Source organism: Paenibacillus sp. A3, assembly GCF_001399685.1.
Taxonomy (GTDB): Bacteria; Bacillota; Bacilli; order Paenibacillales; family NBRC-103111; genus Paenibacillus_G.
This window is the reverse complement of the sequence record NZ_JTHN01000254.1, coordinates 1-6,605: the sequence shown is the minus strand read 5'-3', so window position 1 is coordinate 6,605 and position 6,605 is coordinate 1. Positions and strand designations below refer to the sequence as shown.

General features: G+C 55.2%; 8 protein-coding genes. 6 read left to right on the top strand and 2 right to left on the bottom strand.

Annotated elements, in window-relative coordinates; genetic code table 11:
* Positions 1–78: 78 nt before the first annotated feature.
* Positions 79–1,020, bottom strand: coding sequence for an RNA ligase family protein (locus tag QJ48_RS31525; protein WP_054977293.1), 942 nt, complete (start codon positions 1,018–1,020; stop codon positions 79–81).
* A 389-nt stretch (positions 1,021–1,409) separates the two neighbouring features.
* Between QJ48_RS31525 and QJ48_RS31520 the strand changes: the two genes are divergently transcribed.
* Positions 1,410–2,945, top strand: coding sequence for an ABC-F family ATP-binding cassette domain-containing protein (locus tag QJ48_RS31520; protein WP_054977292.1), 1,536 nt, complete (start codon positions 1,410–1,412; stop codon positions 2,943–2,945).
* Between the two features lie 32 nt (positions 2,946–2,977).
* Here the strand turns inward: QJ48_RS31520 and QJ48_RS31515 are convergent, their stop codons facing one another.
* Complete coding sequence (locus QJ48_RS31515) at positions 2,978–3,838, bottom strand: Ku protein (RefSeq protein ID WP_054977291.1); 861 nt, start codon at positions 3,836–3,838, stop codon at positions 2,978–2,980.
* Positions 3,839–4,031: 193 nt separating this feature from the next.
* Between QJ48_RS31515 and QJ48_RS31510 the strand changes: the two genes are divergently transcribed.
* The 5 genes from QJ48_RS31510 to tsaB form a co-directional block, all read left to right on the top strand.
* Complete coding sequence (locus tag QJ48_RS31510; protein ID WP_054977290.1) at positions 4,032–4,241, top strand: hypothetical protein; 210 nt, start codon at positions 4,032–4,034, stop codon at positions 4,239–4,241.
* Positions 4,238–4,420 (top strand): H-type small acid-soluble spore protein, encoded by a 183-nt coding sequence (locus QJ48_RS31505; RefSeq protein WP_054977289.1) that lies wholly within the window; start codon positions 4,238–4,240, stop codon positions 4,418–4,420. Before QJ48_RS31510 ends, QJ48_RS31505 begins: the two co-directional genes overlap by 4 nt.
* Positions 4,421–4,713: 293 nt before the next feature.
* On the top strand, positions 4,714–5,751 hold the full coding sequence (thiL, locus tag QJ48_RS31500) for a thiamine-phosphate kinase (RefSeq protein ID WP_054977288.1): 1,038 nt from the start codon (positions 4,714–4,716) through the stop codon (positions 5,749–5,751).
* A gap of 15 nt (positions 5,752–5,766) precedes the next feature.
* Complete coding sequence (gene tsaE, locus QJ48_RS31495) at positions 5,767–6,243, top strand: tRNA (adenosine(37)-N6)-threonylcarbamoyltransferase complex ATPase subunit type 1 TsaE (RefSeq protein WP_054977287.1); 477 nt, start codon at positions 5,767–5,769, stop codon at positions 6,241–6,243.
* Positions 6,240–6,605 (top strand): tRNA (adenosine(37)-N6)-threonylcarbamoyltransferase complex dimerization subunit type 1 TsaB (tsaB, locus tag QJ48_RS31490; protein WP_063858211.1); only part of this gene is annotated, 366 nt, incomplete at its 3' end. The genes tsaE and tsaB, both read left to right, overlap by 4 nt.

Sequence of the window (6,605 nt, the reverse complement as noted above, 5' to 3'; positions counted from 1 at the left end):
CTCTATTTGTCTGAGATTTCTAACTCTAGAGTTTCTCAACAAGCGCAAGCGGACAAGTAAAATCGTCCGCTTGCTTTTTTATGCGTTAGGGAATTTGCACTCGCTGGGGTCCGTTTCTACGAACGCCTGAATACTGGGGTGCCTCATCGTATGCCCCGGGGTCCACTCCATAAACTGTACCTTGACCACGATCTGCGGAACGATCCAGACCGCGTCTTTGCTCCGTTCGGGCTCGTTCACGAACGGCTTCGCTTTCGTCCTCATGGACGCTACGCGTGCCGTCAGGTCCCGCCACTCCTGCTGCGTTACCTTCCCGGTGCCTGCGTGGCCGATGTAGTAGAGGTTGCCCTGCCCGTCGTACAAGCCGAGCAGCAGCGAATTGACGATATTGTCCCGGTACGTGACGCCGCCCACGACGGCCAGCAGATCGTAAAATATTTTGCGCTTCTGCCACCGTTTATCTTTGCCTCCGATAGCATACGTGCTGTTCAGATTTTTGCATACGACGCCCTCCATCTGGTGCTTGATCATGACCTGCAGCAGCTCGTCGGGGTCGGTGAAGTTTTGCACCGTTTGCACATCGGGCTGCGGGATAACGATCTCCTGCAGAATGCGCTGCCGCTCCGAAAGGGGTTTATCCGTAACCCATTGCCCGCTGAAAAACAAAACGTCGAAGATCATGTACGTCACCGGGGTTTGAGCGACGGCGAGCTCGATGTTTTGCTGCCTCCTTAGACTGTCCCGCTTCATGATCTCGTGAAACGACGGTTTGTGATGGTCGAAGGCGATGAATTCCCCGTCCAATATGAACGAAGTGGCCGAGCAGTAGCGCGAAGGAGACAAAAACTCGGGATACTGCAAGGACCGATTGTTCAATCTTCGATTGACGAGTTGGACCTTGGAGCCGTCGCAGTAGGACAGCATGCGTACGCCGTCCCATTTGATCTGGGTGATCCATTCGCTGCCTTTGGGAAACGAATCGGTGCTTATCGGTTCGAAGGGAACGACGGGATTTAACATAAGAGAGCCCCCCTATAATTCGTGTTTTATTAACAGTTATTCCCTTTTGTAACTTGACATAACGGCCAGCGGCTCGGTATAGTTGAAAGTGCAGCACAATTAACTTTGGTATAACGAGGTGGAAAGGAAATGTTTTTCTTATCGACTGTTCTGAAACGGAATTTGGCTTAAACGGGAGAAGTCTGCCCATTTTTCACCCTAAGCCAACCGAAGAACAGTAGATAAAGAACTCGATTCCTTTCGTTCAAATGATACAATTTGCAACGGGTCAGGGCGTGTTCGCCTTACCCGTTTTTTGTTTTCCATACAACCTAAGCTAATTGAATAGAGCTTTGTCCGGCTGTTTCTCCGGTTGGCTTCGAACCTGAAGCGAAAAGGAGAGAGCTTTCATGAGTATGTTGAACGTTGAACAGCTTACCCATACGTATGGGGATAAAAAAATATTCCAAAATATCCAATTCCGGCTGGTCCGGGGAGAGCATGCGGGACTCGTCGGAAGCAACGGAGCCGGTAAGTCGACCTTGCTGCGCGTTTTGGCAGGACAGCTGCTTCCCGATGCGGGCAAGATCGAATGGCTTCCGCAGGCCCGGCTCGGTTATTTGGAGCAGCACGCTGATTTGCAGGCGGGAATGACGATTATGGACTATTTGCGGGGCGCTTTCGCTCATCTGTATGAGCTGGAACGAGCCTTGCATCAGGTCGCCGAGCAAATGGCCGCGGCGGACACCGACCTCGAACCGCTGTTAATCCGGTACGGCGAGCTGCAGAACCGGCTGGAGCATGCCGATTTTTACGGCATTGACTCCAAGATTGAGGAGGTGGCTGCCGGATTAGGCATTCTTGAGCTCGGCAAAGACCGGGAGGTCGACAAGCTGAGCGGGGGGCAGCGCACGAAGCTGCTGCTGGGCAAGCTGCTGCTGGAGGAACCGCACGTATTATTGCTCGACGAGCCGACCAATTATTTGGACGACGTGCATATCGAATGGCTTACCGGCTATTTGAAGCGTTACGAGCAGGCATATCTCGTCGTCTCGCATGACGAGGCGTTCCTGAATGAAATTACAACGACGATCTTTCATTTGGAGCATCAGACCATCAAGCGTTATGCCGGCAATTATGCGGCATTCGTCAAACATTACGAACTAAGCCGATTGCAATGGCAGGACGCGTACGAGCGTCAGCAGAAGGAAATCGACCGGCTGGAGAGCTTTATTCAAAAGAACCGGAACCGGAAAGCCAAGCAAGCAAAAAGCCGGGAAAAAGCGCTGGAGCGAATGGAACGGATCGAGAAACCGACGTCCGGACCGCGGCCCCGGTACAGCTTTCGTGTTCATATTGAACCTGTGACCCGAATCATGGAAGCGAAACGTCTGCAATTTGGCTATACGGAGCCGCTATCCGCCCCGGTAAACCTGCAAATGAAACGCGGGGAAAAAGTGGCGGTCGTCGGGTACAACGGCATCGGGAAATCGACCATGCTTAAAACGATGCTGGGCCTCCTGCCGCCGTTAAGCGGTACGGTGCAGCTCGGCGAACGGGTCACACCGGCATATTTTGCCCAGGAGCAGCTGCCCTCGGACGAAACCGCGCTTGAGCGACTGTGGTCACTACGGCCGGATAAGACGCAGAAGGAAATCCGGCAGACGCTCGGCATGGCCGGCCTGACCGAAAAACATATCCGGCAGCGCCTCAGCTCGCTTAGCGGCGGGGAGCAGGCGAAGGTCCGCTTGTGCGAGCTCATGCTGACGGACAGCAATCTTCTCGTGCTGGATGAACCTACGAACCATTTGGACGCCCGGGCGAAGGAAGCGTTCAAGGAAGCGCTGAAGGAGTACAAAGGGACCATTCTGCTCGTTTCCCATGAGCCGGAATTCTATGAAGATTGGATTACTCAGGTTTGGGGTTTGCAGGACTGGAGCAAGTAAGCACAGTCCCGGCACAAAGAAACGATCGGCGCTTAGCCGATCGTTTCTTTCGTTTTCGCCTTGCCTTTTCTTGTTTTCGCGGCTTTGGCTTTCTCGGCCGTCCCCGGCGTCGGCTCGGTTACTACCGGTTTGACCGCTTCGAGGCTCGCCTGCAGCGCGGCCATCAGATCGATAACGTTCGCCTTATGCGGCTCCGGCGCGACGCGGACCTGCTGGCCGGAAACTTTCGACTCGATCGCTTGTAGCACAGCCGAGCGGTAATCGTCCTTGTATTTTTCCGGCTCGAAATTCGTCGCCAGCTGGCCGATCAGCAGCTTCGCCATTTCGAGCTCCTTCTCGTTGACGTTGCTCTGCTCCGGGAGGTTCGGTACATGTTCCACTGACCGGATTTCGTCCGGGTAAAAAATCGTCTCCATCGCAATGCACCGGTCGATAATACGGATGGCGGCCAAGCTGCTTTTGGACCGGATGGACACTTTGGCAATGCCGATTTTGCCCGTTTGCCGCATCGCTTCAAGCAGCAGGCTGTAGGCCCCGGCGCCGGTTTCGTTCGGAGCGAGGTAGTACGTTTTCTGAAAATAAACCGGGTCGATGTCCGACAGGTCGACGAAATCGAGAATCTTGATTTCTTTGGTGATCTCGCCGGTCAGCTTCTCCAGCTCGTCCTTCTCGAACAGCACGAACGAGCCCGGCTCGTATTCGTAGCCTCGGACGATTTCCCCCCACTCCACTTCACGCTCGCAGTGCTGGCATTTGCGGACGAAATTCAGCGGCGTATTGCAATCCTTATGAATCATGCGCATCGAGATGTCTTTGTCTTCCGTCGCCGAGAACATCTTGACGGGCACGTGCACCAAGCCGAAGCTGATGGCGCCTTTCCAAACCGTATGCATGGCTGTACCTCCCGGGGGCCTGAGCTGGCCGTCTACTTTCTATACAGTATACGCAAAATGGAAGCGTCCCATTACACCGCGCGCGAATGTCGGCGCAAGAAATTGGGACATGCTACAGAAGAAGGCTGCATGAATCGCCAAAAAGCATCGTCATGCCGGCCCGAACATTTCGATCAGAGGAGGAAAAGGAATCATGAGCGAAGCAAACACGTCCGGCGGCAAGTTCACGGATGATGCGGCCCATGAAGGGCGAGACTCCAATTTTATGGACATCGACCGGATGATCAACGAAGGTCTTGGCGGCGGGCAGGTGACGATCCATAACGGACTGATCGAGGAATCGACGACCGATACGATGGATCATCCCGAATCGGTCATCAGCGGGGAGGACAACGGGCAATGAAAGTGTACCGCGCTCAAGAAATTATGAAATCCGAAGAAAAAGTCAGCGTGGAGTTGAACGGCGTTTCCGTATGGATCGACAGCGTAGACCCCGAGCAGGAAACGGCCAAGGTGCATGTGGAAGACCGCCCTGCCGACGCCCGCGTCGTTCCTGTCGACGAGCTGCAGGAAGTCCAATAGCTCCCGCAGGAACGTGCTTTTTAGCAAAAGCTTTCCGAAAGCGTACAGGCCGAGAGGGCCTGTGGCTGGGGAAGCTTTTTTTGCTGCCGCAAAACGGCTTCGGGGCTTAAGCAATCGGGCAAGCCGATAGTCAGTGATAGGGGATCGGTGGTATGATATACCTGAAAGATCCGGGAGGAACGAGCGTTTCGAACGATACTCGGCGCTCCGAAACAATAGCTAAACGGCATGTTTGTCTAGATACAAAGGAACGGCTATAATAATTGTCAATACGAGAGCGGAGGCGGATAGATGTGAGCTCGGTCGACGAATTTACTCTGATCGATCTGCTGAACGGCGGGAAGCAAACGATCGCTTTTCAACGGGCCGGCGGTGTGGAGACAGGGATCGGCGACGATGCGGCCGTCGTCCGCGCCTCTTCGGATAGCCGGTGGATTCTCACTTGCGATACGATGACGGAAGACATTCATTTCAAGCGAGTGACGATGCGCGATGCGGATATCGGGTACAAAGCGATGGCTTCCGCCGTCAGCGATATCGCTGCGATGGGAGGGACTCCGCGGTACGCCCTCGTGGCGCTCAGCATGCCGAAGTCGACGCCGGTGGAGCGTGTGCGTGCGATGTACGACGGGTTGTACGAATGCGCGAACCGCTACCGGGTCGTTGTCGCGGGCGGAGATACGACTTCGTGTATCGGGGGCGTCACGCTGACCGTCACGGTCATCGGAGAGACGGAACCGGACAAAGCGCTGCTCCGTTCGGCAGCCAGACTGGGAGATGTCGTATTTATTACCGGTTTTACCGGCGATTCGGCGGCCGGACTGGAATGGCTTCTAAGGAAAAACAAGCCGTCGGAGGAATGGGACGCCGATCCGGAGCTGAAGCGGTATCCCGGACTTGTCCGGGCGCACTGCCGTCCCGAGCCGCAGATCGAGGCAGGCGAGCTGCTGCGGCGGTCCGGCTTCTGTCATGCGCTCAACGACGTCAGCGACGGGATCGCCAGCGAAGCGTGGGAAATTGCCGCGGCGTCGAATATCGGAATCGACCTGATCGAAGACCGGATTCCCGTGTCGGGCGAGCTACTGGAATATGCTTCAAGCCAAGGGAAAGACCCGCTGGATTACATGCTGTACGGCGGCGAAGATTATCAATTAATCGGAACGGCGCCTGCCGAGCACGCCGTCGAGCTGCAGATGCAGTTTAAGGAGGCGGGGCTGCCGCTTTATCTGATCGGATATGTCCATGGGGAGCATTCCGGCGTACGGCTTGTGCGGAGCGACGGCAGTACGGTACCGCTCGCCAAGCGCGGTTATAATCACTTTACCGGATGAAGGGACGATCCTGACATGGCCACTTATGCATTTCAAGCCCGTCATGTAGCCGATACTTCCGCATTGGCGGAACGCTTGGCCTCGTTGTTTATCCCGGGAACCGTCATTACACTTGACGGCGACCTGGGGGCGGGCAAGACGACATTCTCGCAAGCGGTAGCCAAGGCGATAGGCGTCAAGGACATCGTGAACAGTCCTACGTTTACGATCATTAAAGAATATGAAGGTTCCGAGTTCCCTTTCTATCATATGGACGTATACCGGTTGTCTTTGGAGGAAGCGGATGATTTGGGACTGGATGAATACTTTTACGGAAAAGGCATTACGCTTGTCGAATGGGGTTCACTGATCGAAGAGATTTTGCCTCCGCAGCGGTTGGAGATCCGGATTGAGACCGACGGAGAAAACGGGCGAAGCTTCAAACTTAAGCCATCAGGCGACCCTTATGAAGCATGGTGCATGAAGCTACAACAGAACGGATGGTTAACATGATTCAGAATACGGCATCAGATTCAACTTTGTATGGCGACGGCAAGCTTATGCTGTCCGTCGAAACGTCAACCGTGTCGATGACGACCGCGTTGACTCGGGGACAGGAAATCTTGGGGGAAATTACTTCGAAAGCGGAGCGGAACCATTCGCTTTACCTCGTGCCGACCTTGCAGCGGCTCATGGCGGAGTTCGGCGTCGGGCCGGACGAGGTGTCGGCGTTTGCCGTCGGCGTGGGGCCCGGTTCCTATACCGGGGTGCGTATTGGCGTGACGGTCGCCAAAACCTTTGCCTGGACGCGGAAGCTGGCTTTGCTCGGCGTCTCTACGCTCGAAGCGTTGGCGCTCGGCGGAGCCGGCTCCGCC